Origin of the sequence: Mesorhizobium sp. C264A, assembly GCF_040324515.1 — a bacterium.
In the GTDB taxonomy this organism is placed as follows: domain Bacteria; phylum Pseudomonadota; class Alphaproteobacteria; order Rhizobiales; family Rhizobiaceae; genus Mesorhizobium.
The window spans coordinates 1,036,541-1,059,980 of record NZ_JAMYVY010000002.1 but is presented as its reverse complement, the minus strand read 5'-3'; the positions used below and the strand labels follow the sequence as shown (position 1 = coordinate 1,059,980).

Here is a 23,440-nt window from a genome sequence, read left to right as displayed (position 1 = left end):
ATTTTCCATCAGAACGATGTAAGCAGTTGCAGGCACTCATGCGGGACAGTCATGGCAAAACGGCCAACCATCACCGATCTGGCGCGCATCTCCGGCGTTAGCGTCGCCACTGTCGACAGGGTGCTGAACAACCGGCTGCCGGTGCGCGAGGAAACCGCGCGCCGCGTCTATGAGGCGGCGACCGGCATCGGCTACCACGCCGCCGGGCTGATCAAGCGGCGCATGCGCCAGGAATTGCCGGAATACCGCCTCGGCTTTCTGCTGCTGCGGGGCAATGATGTTTTTTACGGCGATTTCGCGAGGGAGCTAGAAATGGCGGTCTCGCAATCGCAGCGCTTCCGCGGCGTCGCCACCATCGATTTCGCCAGCTCGCTAGCCGCCGACGAGATCGCCGCCCAGATGCGCAAGCTGGCAGCGAAATCCAGAGCAATCGCCGTTGTCGGTCCGGACCATCCGACGCTGACGGCGGTCGTGGAGTCGCTGAAAGCGAGGGGGCAACCTGTCTTCTCGCTGCTGTCCGACTTTGCCGCTGGCATCCGTGAGGGATATGTCGGCCTCGACAATCGCAAGGTCGGTCGCACCGCGGCCTGGATGATCGCCAGGGCGGCAAAGAACCCCGGCAAGGTCGCCCTTTTCGTCGGCAGTCATCGCTTCCACGGCCATGAACTGCGCGAGATCGGATTTCGCTCCTTCTTCCGCGAACATGCGCCGGACTTCACGGTGATGGAAACGCTGGTCAATCTGGAAGCCAACCAGGTCACCCACGATGCGATGATCGATCTCCTGGTGCGGTATCCGGATCTTGCCGGCTGCTATGTCGCCGGCGGCGGCATGGAAGGCGCGGTCTCGGCGCTGCGGGCTGCGAAGCCCGCAAGCATGCCGGTGGTCGTCTGCAACGAGATCAACGCCGAATCGCGCGCGGCACTCGCCGACAACATCCTGACCATGGTGATCTCGACGCCGCTCGCCGCCTTGTGCCGCGAGCTTGTCGACCTGATGGCGCATTCCATCGAGGCCGGCGCCGCCAACGCGCCGGGCCAGACCTTTCTGCCCTTCGACATATATCTGCCGGAAAATATCTAACGCGTTGCCGCGCCGACCCGTTCGGCGCGGGCTCTCCGGCGATGATAGAATCTATCAGAGTCTGCCTTCAGACACGGCCTGTGCCGCTGCCGGCCTTGATTCGACGTGAAATTGCGGCGAGGCGACCGAAAATCCGCTTTCCGACTTAGGAATCGCTCTTGACGTCTCGCGAAAAAATGGAATAAATATTTCATCAGATTGGTATTTTGGTTCTTTCGTTCCGGAACATCTGTTTCAAACTGGGAGCCTGGCGTTCCATCGCTTGGACAAAACGCCATACGGAACAGGAAGGCATCAGGGAGAGATTCCTCGGGCTATCGGGGATTCCGGGTAGATCGGTGCAGCCGGACACCAATGTGGAGGAGAAACACAATGAAGAAACTGATTTTGGGCGTCGCCTTTGCGGCGCTGATGAGTTCGTCCGCTTTTGCCGCCAAGGTCGGCGTGTCGATGGCCAAGTTCGACGACAACTTCCTCACCGTGCTGCGCAACGGCATGATCGAGCAGGCCAAGGGCATGAGCGGCGTGGAACTGCAGGTCGAGGACGCGCAGAACGACGTCGCCAAGCAGCTCGACCAGATCAAGAACTTCGCCGCCTCGGGCGTCGACGCCATCATCGTCAACCCGGTCGACACCTCGGCCACGCAGGCGATGTCGGACGCCGCAGCCGCCGCCAAGATCCCGTTGGTCTATGTCAACCGCCAGCCGGTCAATGTCGACACGCTGCCGGACAACCAGGCCTTCGTCGCGTCGAACGAGGCCGATTCCGGCACGCTCGAGACCAAGGAAGTCTGCCGCCTGTTCACCGAGGCCGGCAAGAAGGAAGCCAATGTCTATGTCATCATGGGCGAGCTTTCCAACCAGGCCGCCGTGCAGCGCACCAAGGACATCGAAGAGGTGATCGCCACGCCGGAGTGCAGCTTCATCAAGATCATCGACAAGCAGACTTCGAACTGGAACCGCGACGAAGCGCAGAACCTGATGACCAACTGGCTGTCGACCGGCAAGCCGTTCGACGGCGTCATCGCCAACAATGACGAAAGCGCCATCGGCGCCATCCAGGCGATGAAGGCCGCCAACATCGACATGAAGACGGTGGTCGTCGGCGGTGTCGACGCCACGCAGGACGCGCTTGCCGCCATGCAGGCCGGCGACCTCGATGCCACCGTGTTCCAGGATGCGGCCGGCCAGGGCGCCGGCGCGCTCGATGCGGCACTGAAGCTCGCCAAGGGCGAGAAGGTCGAGCACAAGGTCTACGTGCCCTTCCAGCTGGTTACGCCGGCCAACATCGACAAGTTCCTGAAGAAGAACTGAGCCGGCAACTCACGCGTAAGCAATTCCAGGAAAAAGTGTGAAGCGGTTTTCCGTCCGGAATTGCGACAAACAAACAAGAGAGCGGCGCAACCGCGCCGCTCCCGTTTCCCCCACCGCCCTGAGGGGCGGAAGGGCAAATGCGGCCTCACGGAGGACAAGGCATGTCACAGACATCTCATGGCGTCGGCGGGGTCAGCTATGACGCGAAGAGGCGGACATGGCCGGCCGAATTCAACGTCTTCCTGGCGCTGGTCATTCTGGTCGTCATCTTCGAAATGATCGGCCGCATCTTTCTTGGCGACAGCTTCCTGTTCAACACGCGCGACAACGTCGCCGGGATCTTCAATGAGGCCCGCCTGCAGATCATCATCCTGCAGGTGTCGATCGTCGGCATCATCGCCATCGGCGTCACGCAGGTGATCATTTGCGGCGGCATCGACTTGTCCTCGGGCTCGATCGTCGGCGCCACCGCCATGATCGCCATGAGTTTTGCCCAGGTGGCGACGGTCAACGGTAACCCCAACCCCAAGGCGATGTTCCTGGCGCAAGGCTGGACCGACCTGCCGGTCATCGTGCCGGTGCTGGTCGCCATCGGCTGCGGTCTGCTCGCCGGTCTCGTCAACGGCTCCTTGATTGCATACACGCGCATTCCGCCGTTCATCGCCACGCTCGGCATGATGGTGACCGCGCGCGGCATTGCCAAATGGTGGTCCAAGGGTCAGCCGATCTCGTTTCCGACCGAAAGTTTCGCTGGTATCGGCAAGGGCCTGATGCCGGTCATCATCTTCCTGTCGCTGGCGGTGCTGTTCCAGCTGATCATGACCTACACACGCTACGGCAAGCACTGCTACGCCATCGGCTCCAACGAAGATGCCGCGCGCATGTCGGGCATCAAGATCGCCAACCACAAGATCCTCGTCTATGTCATTGCCGGCATCCTCGCCGCGCTGGCCGCCGTCGTGCTATCCTCCAAGAACCTGACGGCACAGTCCGGCATGGGCGTCATGTACGAGCTCGACGCCATCGCCATGGCGGTCATCGGCGGCGTCTCTTTGTCGGGCGGCCGCGGCTCGATCGTCGGCACCGTGATCGGCTCACTGATCTTCGGCGTCATCATTTCCGGCTTCACCTTCCTGCGCCTCGACGCCTACTATCAGGAGATGGTCAAGGGCGTGATCATCGTCGGCGCGGTCGTTCTCGACCAATGGCGCCAGCGCATGCGGGCATTGAGGGCTTGACCATGCCAGATATCTCCACGACAGACATCGTCCTGAAGACCGAAAACCTGACCAAACGCTATGGCGGCGTCCATGCGCTGGAAGGCGCGAATTTCGAGCTGCGCAAGGGCGAGCATGTCGCCATCATGGGCGACAATGGCGCCGGCAAATCCACCTTCGTGCGCCAGATCACCGCCGTCGAGCAGCGCACCAGCGGCCAGATCTGGTTCGACGGCAGGGAAGTGAATTTCGCCGGGCCGATCGAAGCGCGCACGGCGGGCATCGAGACCGTGTTCCAGAATCTGGCGCTGGCCGACGATCTCGACGTGCCGTCGAACCTGTTCCTCGGCCGCGAAAAGGTGCTTTTCAATCTCGGGCCGTTCTCGATCCTCGACCGCAAATACATGCGCAAGGCGACCGAGGCGGCGCTGATCCGCACGGCAGTGAAAATCCCCAATTTGTCCAACACCATTCGCCACATGTCGGGCGGCCAGCGCCAGTGCGTTGCGATCGCCCGGACCGCGACCTTCGCCTCCAAGCTGATCATCATGGACGAGCCGACGGCAGCCCTTGGCGTGCAGGAGACCGCGCAGGTCGAAAACATCATCCGCACGCTGAAGGACAATGGCGAACCGCTGATCCTGATCAGCCACAACATGCGCCAGGTGTTCGACCTGTGCGACCGTATCGTCGTCTTCCGGCGCGGCCGCATCGTCGCCAACCTGCGCAAGGAAAACACCGACGGCAACGACATCGTCTCCTACATCACCGGCGCCAAGACCGGGGAGGCGGAACTCGCGGCCTGAACAGGATGGTCATCCTGTTTTCTGGCGTGCTCCAAAAATTATCTTGCCACCTTTCTCAAAAGGAAGGTGGAGACACAACTCTCTCGAACCCATCCCCCTAGAGGAAATACCCCATGACTGTTCGTTTCGCCCTCCTCGGTGCCGGCCGCATCGGCAAGGTCCATGCCCGCGCCGTCGGCTCCAACCCGCAGGCCAGACTGGTGGCCGTTGCCGACGCTTTTGAAAAGGCTGCGACCGAGTTGGCAACCGCCTATGGCGCCGAAGTGCGCACCATCGACGCGATCGAGAAGGCCAAGGACGTCGACGCCGTGGTCATCTGCACGCCGACCGACACCCATGCCGATCTGATCGAGCGTTTCGCCAAGGCCGGCAAGGCGATCTTCTGCGAGAAGCCGATCGACCTCGACGTCAAGCGTGTCGAGAAATGCCTTGCCGTGGTCGACAAGGCCAAGGCGACGCTGATGGTCGGTTTCAACCGCCGCTTCGATCCGCATTTCGCCGCCGTGCGCAAGGCGATCGACGACGGCGCAATCGGCAAGGTCGAGATGGTCACCATCACTTCGCGCGATCCAGGTGCGCCGCCGGTCGACTACATCAAGCGCTCGGGCGGCATCTTTCGCGACATGACCATCCACGATTTCGACATGGCGCGCTTCCTGCTCGGCGAAGAGGTGGTCGCGGTCAGCGCCCATGCCTCGGTTCTGGTCGACAAGAAGATCGGTGAGGCTGGCGATTTCGATTCGGTCAGCGTCATCCTCGAAACCGCGTCCGGCAAGCAGGCCGTCATCTCCAATTCGCGCCGCGCCACCTATGGCTACGACCAGCGCATCGAGGTGCATGGCTCCAAGGGCATGGTCGCCGCCGAGAACCAGCGGCCGGTGTCGATCGAGGTCGCCAATGAGAAGGGCTATACGCGCCCGCCGCTGCACGACTTCTTCATGACCCGCTATCTCGACGCCTACGCCATCGAGATTGCCGCTTTCATCACTGCTGCAACCTCGGGCAAGAAGGCATCGCCGAGCGGCGCCGACGGCCTCGTGGCGCTGAAGCTGGCCGATGCCGCGCTGAAGTCGGCGAGATCAGGCAAGACCGTCCGTCTCGACAAGTAAGAACCGGAACCAAGGCACAGGAGCAGAGCGATGAGCACATCCGCCGATCGCAATTCGAAGACGCGCGCCATCGTCACCGGCGGCGCGCAAGGCATCGGCTTTGCCGTCGCCGAAGCGCTGGCCGACGAGGGCTGCAAAGCGCTGGCGCTCATCGGCCGCTCGCAGGAGAAGGGCGACAAGGCGGTCGCCCACTTCAAGAAGGCCGGCGTCGATGCGATCTTCATCAGCGCCGACGTCTCGAAAGTGGCGGACTGCAAGCGCGCGGTGGCAACCGCGATCTCGCATTTCGACACCATCAACGCGCTGGTCAACGCCGCCGCCACGTCCGCGCGTGGTTCACTTGTCGAAACTTCGGAAGAGGTGTTCGACCAGATTTTCCACACCAATGTGCGTGGTCCCTTCTTCCTGATGCAGGGCGTGGTGGCGCATCTGCTGGACAAGAAGGCGCCGGGCTCGATCGTCAACGTGCTCTCTATGTCGGCGCATTGCGGCCAGTCCTTCCTGGCGCCCTATTCATCGAGCAAGGGTGCACTGGCGACACTGACCAAGAACGTCGCCAACGCCTATCGCTCCAACCGCATCCGCTGCAACGCCGTTCTGCCGGGCTGGATGGACACCGAGGGCGAGGACATCGTGCAGAAGAAATGGCACGGTGCCTCCGACGACTGGCTGGCAAAGGCAGAGGCCGGCCAGCCCATGGGCCAACTGGTGAAGCCCGACCAACTGGCGCGGCTGATCAGCTACATGGCCAGCCCGCAATCCGGTGTCATGACCGGCTCGCTGGTCGACTATGACCAGAACGTCGCGGGGACCTCGCCGGAGTAGCTTCAAACCCTGTTGCAGCAACATCGCCATTCCCAGATAGTCATGATAGTCATGATAGTCACGAGGGATGCGATGCTAACGTCATCCAAAGGCACCAACTGGACGGTTGCCGGGGCAAAAGCCCGGCTCTCCGAGGTCATCGAGCGCGCGCAGTCCTCGCCGCAGACGATCACCAAGAACGGCAAACCAAGCGTGGTTGTCGTCTCGGCCGAGGAATGGCAGCGCAAGATCGCACGCAAGGGTACGCTTGCCGAGTTCCTGCTGGACTCGCCGCTGCGCGGCGCCGATCTCGACCTTGAACGTCAGCGCGACGAACCGCGTGACCTGCCGCGGTGAGACTGCTGCTCGACACGAATGTCCTGTCCGAGGTGACGAGGCCAGCGCCTGTCGCACGTGTCCTGGGCTGGCTGGACGAGCTTGATGAGGACCGCTCCTTCATCAGCGTAGTGTCGATCGCCGAGATCCGGCGCGGCGTCTCTCTGATGGATGAGGGCCGCAAACGCGAGGCGCTGGCCGAATGGCTCGCCCGGGACCTGCCCCAGCGCTTCGAACAGCGGGTTTTGCCGGTGGACGATGCGGTTGCCTTGCCTGGGGCGACCTGATGGGTCTTGCGAAGCGCCGCGGTCGTGGTCTGTCGTCGATGGACGGCCTGATCGCAGCCACTGCGATTGCGCACGAGCTCACCTTGGCAACGTGCAATACGAAAGATTTCGAAGGCTTTGGGCTTGAACTCTTCGATCCCTGGACCGCATGAGCCGCTCCGCGTTATACGTGTTGGCGATTGGCGAACCGCCGGCACTTCGTCATCCACGGGCGGAGCAAGGAGCGTGGCGACGCAGCGCAGACCCGAGGATCCACGCCGCGACTTCAGAGCGCTGCTACGGTCCAGAATTCTGCTCCGCCGCACTCCACGGCCCAGGTCACGGAATGGATCCCAGGGTCTCCGCGACGGAGCTTCGCTCCTGCTCCGCCCAGGGATGACGAAATCGCGAGGATTCGGCCCATCCCGAATTGTCTCCGCATACCCCACGTGACAAACACCCCCGCATCGACTATATGAGCCTCATGATCAACCTGACCGCCACCTATTGGTACTTTACGAGCTCGCTGGCGGCGGGAGGATTGCGCTCGATCTGAAGATTGCAGCAACAAGTCCGAACAGCCGCCAGACCTGGCGGCTTTTTTGTATCAGCCGGCAGGTCTCCTAAAAACAGGAGCAGAAAGCCGTGTTGACCACCACAGACGATCTTCGGGTCAAGGAAATCCGAGAATTGAGTACGCCGGACGAGGTGATGCGGGAGATCCCGCGCACGCTGACGGCAACGCGCACCGTGAGCGCATCACGCAACGCCACCCATGCCATCTTGAACGGCACCGACGACCGGCTGCTTGTCATCGTCGGCCCGTGTTCGATCCACGACCCGGTCGCGGCCGTTGACTATGCCAGCCGGCTAGTGGCGCTGCGCGAGACCCTGTCCGACCGGTTGGAGATCGTCATGCGGGTCTATTTCGAAAAGCCGCGCACGACTGTCGGCTGGAAGGGCCTTATCAACGACCCCGATCTCGACGGCAGCTTCAACATCGACAAGGGGCTGCGGATGGCGCGCAACGTGCTGTCGGCGGTCAACAATCTCGGCCTGCCCTCGGCCACCGAATTTCTCGACATGACGACGCCGCAATACATTGCCGACCTCGTCGCCTGGGGCGCCATCGGCGCGCGCACCACCGAGAGCCAGATCCACCGCGAACTGGCTTCCGGCCTGTCCTGCCCGGTCGGCTTCAAGAACGGTACCGACGGCAATCTCAGGATCGCCGCCGAGGCGGTGAAATCCGCCGCCCAGCCGCATCATTTCATGGCGGTGACCAAGGGCGGACGCAGCGGCATTGCGACTACTACCGGCAATGAGGACTGCCACGTCATCCTGCGCGGCGGCGTTCAGCCGAATTACGATGCGGCGAGCGTCGAGGCGGCCTCGGTCGAACTTGCCCGCATCGGCGTCGCCCCCCGTCTGATGATCGATGTCAGCCACGCGAACTCGAGCAAGAAGCCGGAGAACCAGCCGAAGGTGGCGGCCGATGTCGCCGGCCAGGTGGCAGCAGGGGACGAGCGTATCATCGGCGTCATGATCGAGAGCAATCTCGTCGCCGGCCGGCAGGACGTGGTATCAGGCAAGCCGCTCGTCTATGGCCAGAGCATCACAGATGGCTGCATAGACTGGGCGACCACAGAGACGGTGCTGCACGGCCTCGCCGGCGCCGTAGAATGGCGCCGCTCAGCCCGCCGCGCCATGATGGAGAACCGGCCGGGCGCCGCCTGATACGAGGCGATGCGCGGGAAGGACGCTGCGGCTCCCTTGCACCCCGGCAACCGGTCTGCTAAATACTGAACCATATGGTTCAGTATACCGACTTGGATTCCTCGTTCGCCGCGCTCTCGGACGCCACCCGGCGTGGCGTTCTGGAGCAGCTCGGACGCGCAGACGCTTCGATCACCGAGCTTGCCGGAAAGTTCCACATGACCCTCACGGGCATGAAGAAGCACGTCGGCGTCCTGGAGCAGGCGGGGCTCGTCACCACGCAGAAGGTTGGCCGCGTGCGGACCTGCAAGCTCGGCCTGCGCGGACTGGAGGAAGAGGCGGCCTGGATCGAGCGGCACCGCCTGCTCTGGGACGCACGCTTCAACGAGTTGGACAAGGTTGTCGAGGAATTGAAACGGAAGGAGAAAGCCGATGCGCCAAAGAACCGAGAGTGAGCCCACGAACAGCCGCACCACGGTCGAACGGAAGTCCGAGCGCGAGCTGGTCGTCACGCGAACAGTCAACGGTCCGGCGCGCATCGTGTTCGAGGCGTGGACCAAGCCCGAGCTGTTCAAGCAGTGGTGGGTGCCGAAGTCGATGGGCATGTTCCTGCGTTCCTGCGAGATGGATGCTCGTACCGGAGGCACGTACCGCCTGGTGTTCGGCCACGACGCCTCGGACCTTCACGAATTCTTCGGCAGGTATATCGAAGTGACACCCCACTCACGCCTCGTCTGGACCAATGACGAAGGTGGTGACGGTGGACCCGTCACCACGCTGACCTTCGAGGAAAAGGGTGGCAAGACGCTGCTGGTCATGCACGAACTCTATCCCTCGAAGGAGGCTCTCGACGCGGCCGGTACCGGGGCGGCGGATGCGATGGGCGAGACGTTCGAGCAATTGGACGAGCTTCTCGTCGTCTTGGGCGAGGGCGTGAGGCGGTCATGACGTCATCGGTCTCGCGGACGGGGTAGCTGCCGCCCTCGACGACGAAAAGACCGGGACAGTGATCCGCAAGCGCCGCGCCGAGGCGAAGAAACGCGGCGTCATCGCTTGATCGGGATCACGCTGCCCTCAACCCTTCCCATGCCGTAAACACCGAGACCGCAAACAGCAGCAGTCCGGCCGCCCGGCCCGCAAAAGCGGTCGCCCGCGGATTGGCCACCAGCAGATTGCGGCTGCGGCCGGCGGTGATGGCGAGCCCGCCATAGATGGCGGCCTGCGTCAGCATCGTCAGCAAGCCCATGACCGTCGCCTGCATCCAGATCGGGCCGTAATCCGGCTTCAGGAACTGCGGATAGACGGCAAATATGAAGAGATAGGCCTTCGGGTTGATCAGGCAGGTCACCAGTCCCTGGCGAAAGGCCTTCCAGGCCGTACGGCTGCCGGCGGGCCCGTCATGGCCGACGGTGATGGAACTGCGCATCAGCGAGATGCCGATGAAGGCCATGTAGGCGGCGCCGGCTATCAGCAGCGGCTTGTACAGGATCGGTACGAAATGCATCAGCAGGCCGACGCCGATGGCGCCGTTCAGCGTGTGCACGATGCCGCCGACCATGATGCCGCCCGTGGCGGCGAGGCCCCGGTCGCGGCCGCCGGTGAGCGCATTGGCCAGCACGAACAGCATGTCCATGCCGGGCACGATGATGATGCCGGACAGCAGGATAAAGAACAGCCAGAGATTTTCCGCGTAACTCATGTCAGTTACTTGTCGCTTCCTGCTGGGGTGCCGTTGAGGAATTTGTTGATTTTCAACCCGATAGGCAGTCCAATAAATCATCCCAACTGACGGGGATGTGTCAGTAGCGTTTCATCAGGGAGAGGAAATGCGCAAGGCGTCGCGCCTGTTCGAGATCATCCAGATCCTGCGGCTGGCGCGGCAGCCGGTGACGGCGGCCATGATCGCCGGGCAGCTGGAAGTCACGATGCGTTCGATCTATCGCGACATCGCCGCACTGCAGGCGATGCGCGTGCCGATCGAAGGCGGGCGCGGTATCGGTTATATATTGCGGCCCGGCTTCGACCTGCCGCCGCTGATGTTTTCGATCGAGGAGATGGAGGCGATCGTCCTGTCGCTGGCGCTGCTGGAGCGCACGGGAGACAGCGAGCTCAAGCAGGCGGCCAAGCGCGTCAGCGCCAAGATCGCCGGCGCCGTGCCGCCGCCGTTGCGCCAGGCGTTCGACGCCAACGCACTGCATGTCTGGGGGTTCGCTGCACCGGCAATCGGCACCATCGATCTGGCGCTGGTGCGCCGCGCAATCCGCGACGAGGAAAAGCTCGACCTGTCCTATCGCGACGAAATCGGCCGCGCCTCCGAGCGGCTGATCCGTCCGATCGCGCTGATCTACTATTCAGAGACCGCCAACATCGTCGCCTGGTGCGAATTGCGCCAGGCCATCCGCAATTTCCGCAGCGACCGCATCGCGAATTGCCGGGCGACCGGGCTGCGCTTCAAGGGCGAAGGCGATCGCCTGCGGCAGGTCTGGGTCAGTGGCTGGGAGGCGAACGCTGTCGCTGGCGGCTGAAGCGGATCTTACCGCACATCCACCCAGCGCTTCTCCTCGAACGACCTCGCCATCGCGTGCACGGTGCGCTCGATCTCCAGCCCTTCGGCAAATTCGATGACCCGTGCCGGCTTGCCGGCAAGCCGCGTCAGCAATTCGTGGCACTCGATGATCTTGAGGTCGTTGAAACCGAGCCCATGGCCCGGCGCCGGGAGGAAGGCGTCGTAAGGCTTGTGGTGCGGCGCCACCAATATGGTGCGGTAGCCCTGTTCGGTCGGGCGATCGGCGGTGACGTAGAGCTGGATTTCGTTCATCCGCTCCTGGTCGAACAGGATCGATCCCTTGGAGCCGAAAATCTGTATGGCGATGCGGCCCTTGCGGCCCCAGGCCGAGCGGTTGACCAGCAGCGTGCCGGCAATGCCGTTTTCCAGATGCATCAAAACGCTGGCGATGTCGTAGGTCTCCACCGCACGGCGGCCGCCGCCGGCCAGCTTGCGGTCGACATAGGGTTTGGCCATGTCGCAGATGACTTTTGCGACGCGGCCGAACAGCGTCGAGACCAGCGACAGCGGATGCACGGCGAAATCGTCGAGCGCGCCATAGCCGGACGCCGCCTCATGCTTCCAGAAGAACAGCGCTTCCGGGTCGGCCATGAAGTCCTCGTCCATCTCGATGCGCAGATGGTTGACCTCGCCGATGATCTTTTCCTCGAGCAGCGCACCGATGTGGCGGATGGCCGGGCTCTGTATGTAGTTGTAGCCAAGGGCTGCGACCTTGCCGGATTCCCTGGCAGCGGCCGCCATCGCCGCTGCTTCGGCAAAGCTCGGCGCCATCGGCTTCTCGCACCACAGATGCTTGCCGGCTTCGAGAATAGCGATGGCCATCTCCGGATGGAACTGATTGGGCGTGGTCAACGAGACGATATCGACCTCGGGGTCGTTGACGACCGCGCGCCAGTCGCCGGACGCCTTGGCGAAGCCGAACTCGCCGGCCTTACGCTTGGCCAGTTCCTCATTGACCTCGCCGAGATGGACCAGCTTCGGCTTGGCGACATCGGGAAAGACGGCGCCGACGGCGCTCCACGCAATGGCGTGGCATTTGCCCATGAAACCCGTGCCGATAAGACCAACGCCGACCATTTCTTTCTCCCAACACCTGAAGCGATCGATGGATGAATTAGTCCATTTCTTCTCCGAATGGAATGTCTGCCTCATTTTTTATGGCCTTCTTGCGCAGGCTCGCTATGATGGGGCAGAGAGGACGTCACTTGAGTTAAAGAGAGCATGATGTCGTCCGAAAACCGCTGCACACTTTTCGGCATCATGCTCTAGATGAGCTTGGACGGGGCGACGATGGACGAACGGGTACCTCGCGACTTCGAGACGCTGCGCGCCACGATCCTCGATCGCCGTGAAACCTTGCCCAAGCGCATCGCCCAGATCGCCGCCTATGCGCTCGACAATCCCGATGACATCGCCTTCGGCACCGCCGCCAGCATCGCCGCTTCGGCGGGCGTGCAGCCGTCCACCTTGATCCGCTTTGCCCAGCAACTAGGCTTCGACGGCTTCACCAGCCTGCAGCAGGTGTTTCGCGAGCGGCTGCGCGAGCGCAATTCCTCTTATGACGAACGCCTGCAGGCGCTGCGCGCCAAGGCCGATGCGGGTGCTGGACACCGCGCCATCTTCGACGGCTTCGTCGCCGCCGCCAGCACTTCGCTCAATGACATCTCGCGCTCGCTGGACGAGGCGCATCTGGAAGACGCAATTGCGCTGCTGGCCAAGGCCGAGACCATCTATGTCCTGGCCAAGCGCCGCTCCTACCCGGTGGCGAGCTACATTGCCTATGCCTTGGGCAAACTGAAGATCCGCAACCAGCTGATCGAATCCGCCGCCGGCCTCAATGCCGAGATGGTCGCCTTCGCCACGCCGGCGGACGCCGTCATTGCCATCAGTTTCTCGCCCTATGCGCCGGCCACCATCGAGGAGGCCCGCACCATTTCCGAACAGGGCGTGCCGATCGTCGCCATCACCGACAGTTCGTTTTCGCCACTAGCGCAGTTCGCCAAGGTCTGGTTCGAGGTTGCCGAGGCCGATTTTGCCGGCTTCCGCTCGCTGTCGGCCACCATGGCGCTGGCCATGGCGCTCACCGTCGGCGTCGGCGAGAAGCGGCGCAGCACGGGCAAGAAGCGTAAGGCCTAGGCCGGCGCCCGGCGGTCGAATTCGCGGAAGGAATGCTCATTCCATATTGACTATGGATTGGAATTATTATTTCATATTCCCGGCGCCACGCTGCCGCTCGCGCGTGTCCCCCAACTACGTTGCTCAAGACAACAAGACCGACGGGAGGTTCCAATGAGCGAAGCCATGGACGCCAAACAGGCGACGCTCGATGTCATCACCATCGGTCGCGCTTCCGTCGACCTTTACGGCCAGCAGATCGGCTCGCGGCTGGAGGACATCACCTCCTTTGCCAAATCGGTCGGCGGCTGCCCGGCCAACATCTCGGTTGGCACGGCGAGACTAGGCCTGCGCTCGGCGCTGCTCACCCGCGTCGGCGACGAGCAGATGGGCCGCTTCATCCGCGAGCAGCTGCGGCGCGAAGGCGTCAATGTCGATGGGCTGAAGACCGACAAGGAACGGCTGACGGCTCTGGTGCTGCTTTCGGTCGAGAGCGAAGGCGTCTCGCCGATGATCTTTTATCGCAGCGACTGCGCCGACATGGCGCTCGCCGAAGAAGACATCGATGAAGCCTTCATCGCCTCGGCCCGTTCCATCGTCGTCACCGGCACGCATTTTTCCCGACCCAACAGCGACGCCGCCCAGCGCAAGGCGATCCGCATCATCAAGGCCAGGGGCGGCAAGGTGGTGTTCGACATCGACTACCGCCCCAACCTCTGGGGACTCGCAGGCCATGCCGAGGGTTTTGAGCGTTATGTCAAATCCGACCGCGTCTCGGCCCAGCTGAAGACGGTGCTGCCCGATTGCGACCTCATCGTCGGCACCGAGGAAGAGATCATGATCGCCTCGGGCGCCGACGATTGCCTGAGCGCGCTGAAGACGATCCGCGCGCTGTCCAAGGCAACCATCGTACTGAAGCGCGGCGCCATGGGGTGCATCGTCTATGACGGGCCGATCAGCGACGATCTGGAAGACGGTATCGTCGGCAAGGGCTTTCCGATCGAGATCTATAATGTGCTGGGCGCGGGCGATGCCTTCATGTCCGGTTTCCTGCGCGGCTGGCTGGGTGGCGAAGATCATGCGACAGCGGCGACCTGGGCCAATGCCTGCGGCGCCTTCGCCGTGTCGCGGCTGCTCTGCGCGCCGGAATATCCGACCTCCGAGGAATTGCAGTTCTTCCTCAAGAACGGCAGCAAGCATCTCGCTCTGCGCAAGGACGAGGCGATCAACCACATCCATTGGGCGACGACCCGCCGCCGCGATATCCCCTCGATGATGGCGCTCGCCTGCGACCACCGTGTGCAGCTCGAGGACGTCGCGGCAAAGACCGGCGCCGATCCGGCGCGCATCCGCGATTTCAAGGTGCTGGCGGTCAAGGCCGCGGCGAAAGTCGCCGCCGGCCGCGACGGCTATGGCATGCTGATCGACGAGAAGCACGGTCGCGAGGCGATGTTCGAGTTCGCCCGCCACCCCTTTGCCTGGCTCGGCCGTCCCGTCGAACTGCCGGGCTCGCGGCCGCTGCGCTTCGAGTTCTCGCAGGACATCGGCTCGCAACTGGTGGAATGGCCGGTCGACCACTGCATCAAATGCCTGTGCTTCTATCACCCCGACGATCCGGCAGCGCTCAAGGAAGAGCAGCAGCAGAAGCTGCGCTCGCTGTTCGAAGCCGCGCGGACGGTCGGCCGGGAGCTTCTGGTCGAGATCATCGCCGGCAAGCACGGCAAGCTCGATGACACGACGATCCCGCGCGCCCTGGAAGAACTCTATGCGCTTGGCATCAAGCCGGACTGGTGGAAGCTCGAACCGCAGGCGTCGGCCGGCGCCTGGGCCAAGATCGAAGCGGTGATCCTGAAGCACGATCCCTGGTGTCGTGGCGTCGTGCTGCTGGGTCTCGAAGCGCCGCAGGACGAACTGGAAGCGGCCTTTGCCGCCACCGCCAAGGCGCCGATCGTCAAGGGCTTTGCCGTCGGCCGCACCATCTTCGTCCACGCCGCCGAACAATGGCTGGCGGGCAAGATGACGGATGACGAGGCTATCGCCGACATGGCCGCGCGCTTCGAACAGTTGACCGAAGCGTGGCTTGCCGCGCGTGGCCGTAAAGCAGCATAAAGGCGCGGCAAGAGGACTGCGGAGGAAAACACCATGAGCAAGACAATCCGCCTGACGATGGCGCAGGCGCTGACCCGCTTTCTCAGCAAGCAGATGACCGAGATCGACGGCAGACGAGTGCCCATCTTCGGCGGTGTCTGGGCGATCTTCGGTCACGGCAATGTCGCCGGCATCGGCGAGGCGCTGTACCAGCTGCGCGACGAATTGCCGACCTTCCGCGCCCACAATGAGCAGGCGATGGCGCATGCGGCGATCGCCTATGGCAAGGCCAATTTCCGCCGCCGCTTCATGGCCGCGACCTCTTCGATCGGCCCCGGTGCGCTCAACATGGTGACGGCGGCGGCGCTCGCCCACGTAAACAGGTTGCCCGTCCTGTTTTTGCCGGGCGATGTCTTCGCCAACCGCATCCCCGATCCGGTGCTGCAGCAGGCCGAGGACTTTTCCGACGGCACCGCGACGGTCAATGACTGCTTCCGTCCGGTGTCGCGCTATTTCGACCGCATCACCCGTCCCGAGCAGATCATCCCGGCATTGGCGCGGACCATGCAGGTGCTGACCGATCCGGCGGAATGCGGCCCGGTGACGCTGTCGCTCTGCCAGGACGTGCAGGCCGAGGCCTATGACTATCCCGAGAGCTTTTTCGCCGAGCGCGTCTGGCACCAGCGCCGGCCGCGTCCGGACCGGCATGAATTGGCGGCGGCGGTCACCGCGCTGAAGGGTGCGAAAAAACCGCTGATCATTGCCGGCGGTGGGGTGCTCTACTCGCAGGCTTCGGATGAACTGGCGAAATTCGGCGAGAGCGCCGGCATTCCGGTCTGCGAGACGCAAGGCGGCAAATCCTCGCTGCCCGACACACATCCGCTCAACATGGCGGCGGTCGGCGTCACCGGGACGTCCGCGGCCAACCGGCTGGCGGAAGAAGCCGATGTCGTGCTCGCCATCGGCACCCGCCTGCAGGATTTCACCACCGGCTCGTGGGCGCTGTTCAAGAACTCCGGCAAGACCATCATCGGGCTCAACGTGCAGCCTTTCGACGCCGGCAAGCACCGCGCGCTGCCGCTGGTCGCCGATGCGGCCGAAGGGCTCGCCGAACTCGGTGCTGCGCTGGGGAACTGGAAAGCACCGGCGACATGGACCGACAATGCGACCCAGGGCAAGAAGGCTTGGCAGGCTGAAGCCTCCAAGGTGACGGCGTCGACCAATGCCGCCTTCCCTTCGGATGCGCAGGTGATCGGCGCTGTGCAGCGCGCGCTGGGATCCGGCGTGACCTTGCTGAACGCGTCAGGCGGCCTGCCGGGCGAGTTGCACAAGCTCTGGCAGGCAGGCGCGCCCGGCTCGTACCATGGCGAATATGGCTTCTCGACCATGGGTTACGAGATTGCCGGCGGGCTCGGCGCCAAGATGGCCAAGCCCGACCAGGAGATAGTCGTCATGGTCGGGGACGGCTCCTACCTCATGATGAATTCCGAAATCGCCACGTCGGTGATGCTTGGCTTGAAGCTGACCATCGTGGTGCTCGACAACAGGGGTTATGGCTGCATCAACCGGCTGCAGATGGCCACCGGCGGCGCCAACTTCAACAACCTCCTGAAGGACGCGCGCCACGAGATCCTGCCCGACATCGACTTCGCCGCGCATGCGGCCAGCATGGGCGCTATTGCCGAGAAGGTGCCGTCGATCACTGGCCTGGAGACCGCGCTGCAAAAGTCTAAAACCAACGACCGCACCACCGTGCTGGTCATCGACACCGACCCGCTGATTTCCACCGATGCCGGCGGCCATTGGTGGGATGTCGCGGTGCCGGAAGTCTCCGCACGGCCGCAAGTCAACGCAGCCCGCAAGGCCTATGACGAAAAGCGGCAGATGCAGACAATCGGCGATTGATGTACATGCACCCGCCCCCTACCCTCCCCCTTGTGGAGGTCGGACCGAAGGTCCGGTGGGGGTCTGGCGCCGCACCCCACCCCGCTGCTTCGCAGCGACCCTCCCCACAAGGGGGAGGGTGAACAAGAAACCGGAGCTAAAACTTGAAAGCCAAACTGGGCATGTCCCCATTGCGTGGTGGAACGACGATCTTGCCGAACTCAGCGACGACGTCTCGCTGGAAGAGTGCCTGCGCCAGTCGCGCTCGGCAGGTTTCACCGGCATGGAAATGGGCCGGCGTTTTCCAAACGACCCCGAAATCATGCTGCCGATCCTGAAAAAGGCCGACGTGACGCTGTGCGGCGGCTGGTTCTCCGGCACCCTGGTCGATGAGGACATGGGCAGGAACAAGGATCGCATCCAGCCGATGATCGACCTGTTCAAGGCGGTGAATGCGCCTTGCATCGTCTATGGCGAGGTCGGCCGCTCGATCCAGGGCGATCGCTCCAGGCCTCTCGCCACCAAGCCGAAATTGTCGAACGACGAGATGAGGGCCTATGCCAGGCGCCTCACCGAGTTCGGCGAATGGTGCGCAGAGCAAGGCATGCCGCTGTCCTATCACCATCACATGGCGGCGGTGGTCGAGACAGAGCCGGAGCTCGATGCCTTCATGCGCCATTCCGGCGAAGGCATTCCGTTGCTGCTCGATGCAGGGCATCTCGCCTTTGCCGGTGGCGACGTGCTGCGCGCCATCGACAACCACCACAAGCGCATCAGCCATGTCCATGTGAAGGATGTGCGCATGGGCGTGATCGACGGGCTCGACCGCACAAAGCAGTCCTTTCTCGACGCCGTGGCGCTCGGTGCCTTCACGGTGCCTGGCGACGGTTCGCTCGAATTCGGCGCCATCGTGCAGCGCTTCGCCGACCATGGCTATGAAGGCTGGTTCGTCGTCGAGGCCGAGCAGGACCCGAAAAAGAACCCGCCGCTGAAGATGGCCCAAGTGGGTTACAAGGAGCTGATGCGGGTGATGACGGCGGCCGGCTACACGGTCGAGACGCAAGGCTTTCCCAATGCGTAAGCCGGTCCGATGAAGGATTACGAGCACCCGTTCTTCCGGCCGCTGTGGCGGCGCGTTGCCGTCGTCGCCGTCTGCGTGATCTGGGCCGGAATAGAATTCGCCTCCGGCACCCCGTTCTGGGGCATCATTGCGCTCGGCTTTGCCGCCTACGCCGTCTGGCAGTTCTTCTATCTTTACAAGCCGGTGGAGGAGAGCAAGGCTACGCCTGATCGACCGAAGACCGGCGAAGCGAAGGCGGACGCCGAACCGAAGGAATGAACGGCCGTGGCTCGGAAGGGCTTGCGGGTCGGACACTCGACACCTGGCGTATCGCCTACGTCGGTGATTGGCCGGAATGTCCCTCGCTTCGTCATCCTAGGGTCTTCGCGACGGAGCTTCGCTCCTGCTTCGCCCTAGGATGACGAAGTTGAGAGGCCGACCTCGAAGACATGCGATAGGAGAGACAAAACATGTCGAAACTGCTCGTCAAAGCCGACAAGGGCCATGGCCGCGTCGCGCATGTCACGCCCAACAGCGCCGGCTGGACCTATGTCGGCTTCGACCTGCACCGTTTGAAGCCCGGCGAAAACGCCTCGGGTAAGACGGGCGGTCGCGAAGTCTGCCTGGTGTTCGTCACCGGCAAGGGCACGGCCAAGGCCGGCGGCCGGGAACTTGGCCTGCTCGGCGAGCGCATGTCGCCCTTCGAGGGCAAGCCGTGGTCGGTCTATATTCCTGAGGGGTCGGATTGGTCGGTCACCGCCGACACCGATCTCGAGCTCGCGGTCTGCTCGGCGCCGGGCCTGGGCGGCGGCTTGCCCGTTCGCGTCATCGCACCCCACGACCTCGGCCAGGAGACTCGGGGCAAAGGCACCAACACGCGCTACGTCACCAACATATTGCCCGAGGGTAAGCCGGCCGACTCGCTGCTGGTGGTCGAGGTCATCACGCCCGGCGGCCACACATCGAGCTACCCGCCGCACAAGCACGACCAGGACAATCTGCCCGCCGAATCCTATCTTGAGGAAACCTACTACCACCGCCTCAACCCGCCACAGGGTTTTGCCTTCCAGCGCGTCTACACCGACGCCGACAAGACCGGCGCCCGCGAGCTGGACGAAGCCATGGCGATCGAGGACGGCGATGTTGTGCTGGTGCCCAAGGGCTATCACCCCTGCGCCGCCTGCCACGGCTACGACCTCTATTACCTCAACGTCATGGCCGGGCCGAAGCGGACGTGGAAGTTCCACAACGCGCCCGAGCACGAATGGCTGATGAAGGCCTGATCGGCCTTCACTTGCGGCGGAAGCTGTTGGTCAAGCAGGAAAAAATCGTCGGCTAACGATCCATGGGGTCGATTTGCCTTCGAAAACCCGCATAAGCTTCGTCAATCCGTCATGGAAATCACCTATGGCAGCGGGCCAGTGCATGTCGCCCAAAAGTGCGCAGCTTTTTTGGGATGACGACATGCAGCAAATTAAAGACTTAAAGCGCGTCGCGCCATCGGTTCGGTTTCGGCGCGCTTTAAGGAGGATTTTCGATGCGCTACGCCATCTATTTCACCCCAAGGCAGGACGAGCCGTTGGCGCGGATCGCCGCCAACTGGCTGGGCCGCGACCCCTTTGGCGCCGCCACCAGGCCGGTCGAGGCGGTGGGCGAGCTGTCGGCGGCCGAAGTCGCCTTTCACACCGCATCGGCGCGGCGCTACGGTTTTCATGCGACGCTGAAAGCGCCCTTCCGGTTGGCCGCCAACGAAACCGAAAGCTCGTTGCGCGCGGCGCTGGACGCCTTTGCCGAAGCAACGCCGACGGTCACCATCCCGCGCCTGGTCGTCAGCCAGATCGATGGTTTCTTCGCTTTGGTGCCGGAAGGCCCGCTGCCGCCGCTCAACCGTTTCGCCGATTATGTCGTGCTTAGCTTCGACCGTTTTCGCGCGCCGCTCACCGAGGCCGAGATCGAGCGGCGCAGCCTGGATTCGCTGAAGCCGGCCGAGTTCCGCAATCTCTGCCAGTGGGGCTATCCCTATGTGTTTGAGACCTTTCGCTTCCACATGACACTGTCCGGCCGGGCCGGGCCGCAGGAAAGCCAACGTCTGCGCGCGGCAATTGACAGCCTGTTCGCCGATGTGCTGCAGCAGCCGGTGCTGGTGGATGCGCTGACGCTGTTCGTCGAAACCGAACCGGGCGCTCCGTTCATGGTGCTTTCGCATCATGCGCTCGGCCGCCGCGCTGCCCGAAAAACCGCCTGACCGCAATTCGTCCGAGTAAGCAAGGACTGCCTGAATGACCGCCGAAACTGTTCTCCACAACGCCCGCATCGTGCTTGCCGACGAGATCGTCGAAGGGTCGCTCGTGCTGCGCGACGGTTTTATCTCCGGCGTCGACGCCGGCACCGGCCACACCGGCGGGAGCATGGGCGGCGAGGACATGGGCGGCGACTACATCATTCCCGGCCTGGTCGAGCTGCACACTGACCATCTCGAAGGCCACTATGCGCCGCGCCCGAAAGTGCGCTGGAACCCGATCGCCGCCGTCCTTGCCCATGACGCGCAGGTGGCCACCGCCGGCATCACCACCGTGCTCGACGCTTTGCGTGTCGGCATGGACGAGGACGCCGACCTTACCTCCGACGATATCCGCAAGTTGGCCGACGCGATCGAGGACAGCGTCGCGAAGGACCGGTTGCGGGCGGACCATTTCCTGCATCTGCGCTGCGAGGTCTCGGCGCCGGATTGTTTGCGGGCTTTCGCCAATTTCGATGGCGACGAGCGGGTCAAACTGGCGTCGCTGATGGACCATGCGCCGGGACAGCGCCAGTTCGTCAATCTCGAGACCTACGCCTATTACTATCAGCGCAAGCTGAAGTTGACCGATCGCGACTTCCAATTGTTCTGCGAAAAGCGGATGTCGGAATCAGCGAAGAATTCGGGACCGAACCGGGTGGCGATATCAGCCGCCTGCAACGAGCGGGGCATTGTGCTGGCGAGCCATGACGACGCCACATCAGGCCATGTCGACGAGGCGATCGAGCAGGGCGTGCGCGTCGCGGAATTCCCGACCACGCTGGAAGCCGCCAAGGCCTCGAAGGATGCCGGGCTCGGCGTGCTGATGGGCGCGCCCAACGTCATGCGCGGCTCCTCGCATTCGGGCAATGTCTCGGCCCGCACGCTGGCCGGCGACGGCCTGCTCGACATATTGTCGTCCGACTATATCCCTTTCAGCCTGATCCAGTCGGCCTTCTTCCTCGGCGACGTCGTCGAGGGCATCTCCTTGCCCCAGGCGGTCGCGATGGTGTCGAAGAACCCGGCCGAGGCCATCGGCCTCAACGACCGCGGCGTCATCGAACAGGGCCGCCGCGCCGACCTCGTGCGGGTGCGCGTCGACGACCATGTGCCGGTCGTGCGCACCGTCTGGCGCCAAGGGCGGCGGGTCGCCTGATGGTCTCGGCGTCGATCGAGCGCGAACTGACCAGCGAGGCCTTTCCGCTCCGCAACGGCGTGTTTGTCGCCGTCGTCGGCCCGAGCGGCGCCGGCAAGGATACGGTAATCGGCTATGCCCGCACCTTGTTTGCCGACGAGACGAGGCTGGAGTTCGTCCGCCGGGTCATCACCAGGCCGAGCGACGCCGCAAGCGAGGATCACGACACGCTGGCCGACGCCGCCTTTGCCGAGGCCCAGGCCGACGGCGCTTTCGCCATTTCCTGGGAGGCGCACGGCCTGCGCTACGGCATTCCGGCCGATGTCGACTGGTCCATCGCCAATGGCCATGTCGCGGTGGCCAATGTCTCGCGCGCAGTCATCCCGGTGCTGCGGGAGCGCTATGCCAATCTGGCTGTCGTCGAGATCACCGCCTCGCCGGAAATCCTCGCCGAGCGTCTCGCCCAGCGCGGCCGCGAATCGCGCGGCGAAGTGCTGGCTCGGCTCGCCCGCAGCGCCAATATCGCTTTGTCCGGCTCCGGCGTCACCTCGATCGACAATGGCGGCCGGCGCGAAGCCGCCGGAGAACGCTTCGCCGAGGTGCTGCGCAAGGCGATGGCCTTCTCGGATATATCTGGCGTGATGTAGCGCTACTCGGCCGCGACAGTCTTGCGGCTGGCATCGAGCATCAGCCGCCTTGCGCGGAACACGCCCCATTGCTGGTCGACCAGCACGCCGATCAGGATCACGCCGCCCATCACCGCGAAGTTGAGCGAGGACGGAATGCCGAGCAGATTGACCAGGTTCTGCAACTCCTGCAGCAGCACGGTGCCCAGGATGACGCCGACCAGCGAGCCTTCGCCGCCGCGCAGCGAGAAGCCGCCGAGAACGGCGGCGGCAATGGCGTAGAGTTCGTAGAACTGGCCGTGGCTGGCCGGCGAGATCGAGCGCGTGTACATGGCGAAATAGATCGCCGACAGCGCCGTCAGCACGCCGCAGATGACGTAGGCGGCCATGACGACACGGCCGGTGCGAATTCCTGAATATTTCGCCGCCTCTTCGTTCTTGCCGATGGCATAGAGGTAGCGTCCGAACACCGAGCGGTGCAGCACCACCCACATGACGATCGAAATGACGATCAGTGCGATGAAGCTGTTGGGCACGCCATAGCTGCGGCCCGCAGTGAGGAATTCGAGCTCGGGAAAATTCTGGCCGAAGGCGAAGCCGGCGGTGCCGTCGGCGGTATAGAAACGGGCGACCCCGCGATAGATCAAAAGGCCGCACAGCGTCACCACGAAGGGCTGCAATTTCAGCCTTGTGATCAGCCAGCCATGCGCCAGTCCGATGATGCCGCCCAGCACCAGGATCAGCGGCAGCGCCAGCGGCCATGGCATGTCGCGCACGGCGATGAAATCGATGAATAGCGTGCCGAGCAGCGCCACCAGCGATCCCACCGACAATTCGATGCCGCCGGTAATGATGACGAAGGCCTGGCCGATGGCGAGGATCCCGAACAGGCCGATCAGGTTCGAGGTGTTGGCGAGGTTGATCGGCAAAAGAAAGCGCGGGTTGATGGCGGTCACCACGGCGCCGACCACCAGGATCAGGATCAGCAGGCCGAGATCTTTTTTGCTCATCGTCTTCTCCCCAATGCGCCGGACCGG

At 63.4% G+C, this 23,440-nt stretch carries 22 protein-coding genes and 2 pseudogenes; 21 read left to right on the top strand and 3 right to left on the bottom strand.

Annotated features, from left to right (window positions below):
* Positions 1–51: 51 nt before the first annotated feature.
* From NKL04_RS24080 to NKL04_RS24030, 11 genes and pseudogenes are all read left to right on the top strand, one after another.
* Entirely contained in the window at positions 52–1,083 is a 1,032-nt protein-coding gene (locus NKL04_RS24080; protein WP_023672329.1) for a LacI family DNA-binding transcriptional regulator, read from the top strand.
* Between the two features lie 372 nt (positions 1,084–1,455).
* Positions 1,456–2,397, top strand: coding sequence for a sugar ABC transporter substrate-binding protein (locus NKL04_RS24075; protein WP_023684065.1), 942 nt, complete (start codon positions 1,456–1,458; stop codon positions 2,395–2,397).
* Between the two features lie 161 nt (positions 2,398–2,558).
* A complete protein-coding gene (locus NKL04_RS24070) occupies positions 2,559–3,635 on the top strand; it encodes an ABC transporter permease (RefSeq protein WP_023687413.1) in 1,077 nt (358 codons plus the stop codon).
* 2 nt (positions 3,636–3,637) lie between these two features.
* On the top strand, positions 3,638–4,420 hold the full coding sequence (locus tag NKL04_RS24065; protein ID WP_027049093.1) for an ATP-binding cassette domain-containing protein: 783 nt from the start codon (positions 3,638–3,640) through the stop codon (positions 4,418–4,420).
* Positions 4,421–4,533: 113 nt separating this feature from the next.
* Entirely contained in the window at positions 4,534–5,529 is a 996-nt protein-coding gene (iolG, locus tag NKL04_RS24060; protein WP_023702088.1) for an inositol 2-dehydrogenase, read from the top strand.
* 30 nt (positions 5,530–5,559) lie between these two features.
* On the top strand, positions 5,560–6,354 hold the full coding sequence (locus tag NKL04_RS24055; protein ID WP_023702089.1) for an SDR family oxidoreductase: 795 nt from the start codon (positions 5,560–5,562) through the stop codon (positions 6,352–6,354).
* Between the two features lie 72 nt (positions 6,355–6,426).
* A complete protein-coding gene (locus tag NKL04_RS24050; RefSeq protein WP_023702090.1) occupies positions 6,427–6,690 on the top strand; it encodes a type II toxin-antitoxin system Phd/YefM family antitoxin in 264 nt (87 codons plus the stop codon).
* Positions 6,687–7,108: pseudogene (locus NKL04_RS24045) on the top strand (type II toxin-antitoxin system VapC family toxin). Before NKL04_RS24050 ends, NKL04_RS24045 begins: the two are co-directional and overlap by 4 nt.
* Before the next feature lie 472 nt (positions 7,109–7,580).
* Positions 7,581–8,672, top strand: coding sequence for a 3-deoxy-7-phosphoheptulonate synthase (locus NKL04_RS24040; protein ID WP_023695981.1), 1,092 nt, complete (start codon positions 7,581–7,583; stop codon positions 8,670–8,672).
* A gap of 74 nt (positions 8,673–8,746) precedes the next feature.
* Positions 8,747–9,106, top strand: coding sequence for an ArsR/SmtB family transcription factor (locus NKL04_RS24035; RefSeq protein ID WP_023672338.1), 360 nt, complete (start codon positions 8,747–8,749; stop codon positions 9,104–9,106).
* Positions 9,084–9,599, top strand: a complete 516-nt coding sequence (locus NKL04_RS24030) for an SRPBCC domain-containing protein (RefSeq protein ID WP_023702091.1) — start codon at positions 9,084–9,086, stop codon at positions 9,597–9,599. The genes NKL04_RS24035 and NKL04_RS24030 overlap by 23 nt, the downstream gene beginning before the upstream one ends.
* A 115-nt stretch (positions 9,600–9,714) precedes the next feature.
* Here NKL04_RS24030 and NKL04_RS24025 read toward each other — a convergent pair whose 3' ends face one another.
* Positions 9,715–10,350 (bottom strand): LysE family translocator, encoded by a 636-nt coding sequence (locus NKL04_RS24025; RefSeq protein WP_023672340.1) that lies wholly within the window; start codon positions 10,348–10,350, stop codon positions 9,715–9,717.
* A 127-nt stretch (positions 10,351–10,477) separates the two neighbouring features.
* Between NKL04_RS24025 and NKL04_RS24020 the strand changes: the two genes are divergently transcribed.
* Positions 10,478–11,176 carry a helix-turn-helix transcriptional regulator gene (locus tag NKL04_RS24020; protein ID WP_023702092.1) on the top strand — a complete coding sequence of 233 codons (699 nt, stop codon included), beginning with the start codon at positions 10,478–10,480 and terminating at the stop codon, positions 11,174–11,176.
* An 8-nt stretch (positions 11,177–11,184) separates the two neighbouring features.
* Here NKL04_RS24020 and NKL04_RS24015 read toward each other — a convergent pair whose 3' ends face one another.
* Positions 11,185–12,294 (bottom strand): Gfo/Idh/MocA family protein, encoded by a 1,110-nt coding sequence (locus NKL04_RS24015; protein ID WP_023702093.1) that lies wholly within the window; start codon positions 12,292–12,294, stop codon positions 11,185–11,187.
* A gap of 213 nt (positions 12,295–12,507) precedes the next feature.
* On the opposite strand from NKL04_RS24015, the gene NKL04_RS24010 reads away from it, so the two are divergent.
* The 9 genes and pseudogenes from NKL04_RS24010 to phnN all read left to right on the top strand — a co-directional run bounded on the left by NKL04_RS24010 (position 12,508) and on the right by phnN (position 22,424).
* Positions 12,508–13,353 carry a MurR/RpiR family transcriptional regulator gene (locus tag NKL04_RS24010; protein WP_023672343.1) on the top strand — a complete coding sequence of 282 codons (846 nt, stop codon included), beginning with the start codon at positions 12,508–12,510 and terminating at the stop codon, positions 13,351–13,353.
* A 153-nt stretch (positions 13,354–13,506) separates the two neighbouring features.
* Positions 13,507–15,441, top strand: coding sequence for a bifunctional 5-dehydro-2-deoxygluconokinase/5-dehydro-2-deoxyphosphogluconate aldolase (locus NKL04_RS24005; protein ID WP_023702094.1), 1,935 nt, complete (start codon positions 13,507–13,509; stop codon positions 15,439–15,441).
* 33 nt (positions 15,442–15,474) lie between these two features.
* The gene (iolD, locus tag NKL04_RS24000) at positions 15,475–17,325 is read left to right on the top strand and encodes a 3D-(3,5/4)-trihydroxycyclohexane-1,2-dione acylhydrolase (decyclizing) (RefSeq protein WP_352724482.1); all 1,851 of its coding nucleotides are present in this window, start codon (positions 15,475–15,477) and stop codon (positions 17,323–17,325) included.
* Positions 17,326–17,468: 143 nt separating this feature from the next.
* Positions 17,469–18,385: pseudogene (gene iolE, locus NKL04_RS23995) on the top strand (myo-inosose-2 dehydratase).
* 9 nt (positions 18,386–18,394) lie between these two features.
* Positions 18,395–18,643: a hypothetical protein gene (locus NKL04_RS23990; protein ID WP_023694642.1), complete on the top strand. Its 249-nt coding sequence runs from the start codon at positions 18,395–18,397 to the stop codon at positions 18,641–18,643.
* Positions 18,644–18,834: 191 nt separating this feature from the next.
* Positions 18,835–19,647: a 5-deoxy-glucuronate isomerase gene (gene iolB, locus NKL04_RS23985; RefSeq protein ID WP_023694643.1), complete on the top strand. Its 813-nt coding sequence runs from the start codon at positions 18,835–18,837 to the stop codon at positions 19,645–19,647.
* Positions 19,648–19,901: 254 nt separating this feature from the next.
* A complete protein-coding gene (locus NKL04_RS23980) occupies positions 19,902–20,609 on the top strand; it encodes a DUF1045 domain-containing protein (protein WP_023694644.1) in 708 nt (235 codons plus the stop codon).
* 34 nt (positions 20,610–20,643) lie between these two features.
* Entirely contained in the window at positions 20,644–21,798 is a 1,155-nt protein-coding gene (locus tag NKL04_RS23975; protein ID WP_023702096.1) for an alpha-D-ribose 1-methylphosphonate 5-triphosphate diphosphatase, read from the top strand.
* Positions 21,795–22,424, top strand: coding sequence for a phosphonate metabolism protein/1,5-bisphosphokinase (PRPP-forming) PhnN (gene phnN, locus NKL04_RS23970; RefSeq protein ID WP_023702097.1), 630 nt, complete (start codon positions 21,795–21,797; stop codon positions 22,422–22,424). Before NKL04_RS23975 ends, phnN begins: the two co-directional genes overlap by 4 nt.
* Positions 22,425–22,426: 2 nt before the next feature.
* Here phnN and NKL04_RS23965 read toward each other — a convergent pair whose 3' ends face one another.
* Positions 22,427–23,413 carry an ABC transporter permease gene (locus NKL04_RS23965; RefSeq protein ID WP_023672350.1) on the bottom strand — a complete coding sequence of 329 codons (987 nt, stop codon included), beginning with the start codon at positions 23,411–23,413 and terminating at the stop codon, positions 22,427–22,429.
* Between the last annotated feature and the right edge of the window lie 27 nt (positions 23,414–23,440).